2 tRNA genes are annotated in these 297 nt (G+C 52.9%); both read left to right on the forward strand.

Features of this window, described 5'->3' with window-relative positions:
- Positions 1 to 63: 63 nt before the first annotated feature.
- Positions 64 to 137, forward strand: a tRNA-Met gene (locus tag ADH81_RS00510).
- A gap of 13 nt (positions 138 to 150) precedes the next feature.
- Positions 151 to 224 (forward strand) — tRNA-Ile (locus ADH81_RS00515).
- Positions 225 to 297 lie beyond the last annotated feature (73 nt).

The following is a 297-nucleotide window of genomic DNA, read 5'->3' on the forward strand; positions in this document are numbered from 1 at the left end:
TTGGTAGAGTACTTGGTTTGGGACCAAGGTGTCGCAGGTTCGAATCCTGTCTTCCCGATTGATGGCGGTGTAGCTCAGCTGGCTAGAGCGTCCGGTTCATACCCGGGAGGTCGGGGGTTCGATCCCCTTCGCCGCTATAATGATCTTGTTGGACCTTTAGCTCAGCTGGTTAGAGCTCTCGGCTCATAACCGAGTGGTCGTAGGTTCAAGTCCTACAAGGTCCATTAAATACTATGGAGGATTACCCAAGTCCGGCTGAAGGGAACGGTCTTGAAAACCGTCAGGCGTGTAAAAGCG

Origin of the sequence: Streptococcus pseudopneumoniae (genome assembly GCF_001072925.1) — a bacterium.
Taxonomy (GTDB): domain Bacteria; phylum Bacillota; class Bacilli; order Lactobacillales; family Streptococcaceae; genus Streptococcus; species Streptococcus pseudopneumoniae_Q.